This window comes from Verrucomicrobiia bacterium, assembly GCA_035629175.1.
GTDB lineage: Bacteria > Verrucomicrobiota > Verrucomicrobiia > Limisphaerales > DASXHY01 > DASXHY01.
In genome coordinates, this window is sequence record DASPIL010000082.1 from 1 (window position 1) to 2,313 (window position 2,313).

Consider the following 2,313-nt stretch of genomic DNA (forward strand, 5'->3'; position numbering starts at 1 on the left):
ACCTCACCCTCCCGCGTCTCAAGCCGCAACGTGAGCGGCATCGCGCGGTTCGTCGCGCCCTGTCCCCACATCTGGCCCATGAACGCCTGATACGTCCAAAATGAGGCGTTGTAGGTTTCGCCCGCGACGATCGGAATTCCGTCGAACCCGCCATTGACGATCCCCACTCCCTCGCCCGGCGTTCGCACCGTGAGCAGCGCGTAATGCGGATTGTTTTCGTGAATGGGCCGCATCTCTGCCACGCCCACCGAACCGTCGCCTCCACCCCGCTTCTCCAACTCCCAGAACTTGAGCGGGTGCCAATCGGGCTGCTCCACGGGGCTGTATTCGAACGATCGATTCTGAATCAACTCGGCATACAGGCCTCCGTCTGCGGCATAGTTCAAGTCTTCGAAGAACACGCCGACGAGATCGGAGCTGATCGGTTTCCCAGGAGCGCCCGCCTGGACCGTCACGGTTGCGGTTTGGGCATGAGCCATCGGCGCGGCCAGCAAAGCCAGCACAGCGAAACCCGCCAGGCAGATGCTCGTTGAGGATCGCCAGCGTTTCCATGGTGACTTCGGATCAAAGGCGCTTGTTCGCGGGTTCGTCATCTGTTTCATAATTTAAAAGGAAGGACGCTCGATCGGTGATTCCCATCAACGAACCTTCGCATTGCTTGCGATGTCTGGTAACAAAATTCAGGACGCCGAGGCAATAGCCCATCCGCGGAAGTTGATCGCGTGCATCTCGACACTATCTACCTCCCTCTCTTCCGCTCCGAGCGGAGGAGAGGGTTGAGGAGAGGAGGCGCGCTTCACTTCGGATCACACGACAGGCAGCGAAAAATCAGAGCACCCTCTCCCCCGGCCCCTCTCTCGCTCCTGCGTCGCAAGCGAGGGGAGGTCGCAGCCGTTCGAGGTCTACCGCGCACCCCATTCGACTCCCTCTCTTCCGCTCCGAGCGGAGGAGAGGGTTGGGGAGAGGAGGCGCGTTTCACTTCGGATTAACACGACAGGCAGCGAAAATCAGAGCACCCTCTCCCCCGGCCCCTCTCCCGCTCCTGCGTCGCAGGCGAGGGGAGATCGCAGCCGTTCGAGGTTTACCGCGCACCCGTGAGGATGACATGCGACCGTGTTTCCACATCCTGAAACCGCCCGCGATGTCCATGGCCTACATCGCCTTCATCAGACGTGACCCGGCAGACGTGGTCTGGATATTGTCGAACAAGCTCCGCATTCACAGTGAGCCAGGCGTGGCGATAGATTTCCGAGCCGGAATACCAGCAGCTATTGCCCCCTTCATTGCGAACGCGCACAGCAAGCCGGCGATACAGCAGGCTCGGAGGTCTGCCCTACACACTCAACTCAAGCAGGCTAAAAACCCGGGGGCCGAAATCACCCGGTCACGAGCGTTCCAACCTTCTCGCCGCACACCACGCGGCGAAGATTGTGCGGCTGAAAAAGATCAAACACGATGATCGGCATCTTGTTATCCATGCAGAGCGAAAACGCCGTCGAATCCATCACCTTCAACTGCTTTTGCAGTGCATCGATGTAGCTGACGTCGGTGAAGCGCTTCGCCTTGGGATTCTTCTTTGGATCGGAATCGTAAATGCCGTCCACTTTGGTCGCCTTGAGAATCACCTCGGCCCCGATTTCGTTCGCGCGCAAGGCCGCCGCGGTGTCGGTCGAAAAATAGGGATTGCCTGTGCCGCCGCCAAAGATCACCACCCTGCCCTTTTCCAGATGGCGCACCGCGCGCCGGCGTATGAACGGTTCGGCTACCTGCGACATGGTGATCGCGCTTTGCACGCGCGTGGCGACGCCGATTTTCTCGAGGGCGTCCTGCAATGCGAGCGAGTTGATGACGGTTGCGAGCATGCCCATGTAATCGCCGGTGGCGCGTTCGATGCCGCGTTCGCATCCTTGGAGGCCGCGGAAGATGTTGCCGCCGCCGATGACAATCACGACCTGGACACCGAACTCACGCACTTCGCGGATTTGCTCCGCCATCTTCTGAACGGCCTCCGAAGAAATGCCAACTCCCGCGGTTCCTCCGAGAGCTTCTCCGCTAAGCTTGAGAAGGATCCGGCTGTATTTGGGCTGCACTTTCTTTTTCATGATCGAATGGGTCAGGCGACGCAGGGTTGTATCAGCGGCAATCCTGCGCGTCAAACTCGGAGCACTGTAGCCGATAGGGGTAGGAGCGAGGGATTAACCTCGCCCCTCCCTCCAAACCGGACGGGCGGATTTCCCGCATCCGGCTTTCCGTTTAGTGGTTCCTGTCCGGAGTTGGCTCGCTTCGGCTCGGGCTGTGGCCAGGGAGATCAGC

Annotated in this window: 3 protein-coding genes; all 3 read right to left on the reverse strand. The window is 59.9% G+C overall.

Annotated features, from left to right (window positions below; genetic code table 11):
* On the reverse strand, nt 1-602 hold a 602-nt coding region (locus VEH04_14915), incomplete at its 3' end, for a hypothetical protein (protein HYG24069.1).
* A 479-nt stretch (nt 603-1,081) separates the two neighbouring features.
* The gene (locus VEH04_14920) at nt 1,082-1,297 is read right to left on the reverse strand and encodes a hypothetical protein (protein ID HYG24070.1); all 216 of its coding nucleotides are present in this window, start codon (nt 1,295-1,297) and stop codon (nt 1,082-1,084) included.
* Nucleotides 1,298-1,376: 79 nt separating this feature from the next.
* Nucleotides 1,377-2,102 (reverse strand): UMP kinase, encoded by a 726-nt coding sequence (pyrH, locus tag VEH04_14925; protein HYG24071.1) that lies wholly within the window; start codon nt 2,100-2,102, stop codon nt 1,377-1,379.
* Nucleotides 2,103-2,313 lie beyond the last annotated feature (211 nt).

Coding starts and splice junctions, on each gene's coding strand:
- pyrH (HYG24071.1), bottom strand. CDS start 2,102: ATGAAAAAGAAAGTGCAGCCCAAATACAGCCGGATCCTTCTCAAGCTT.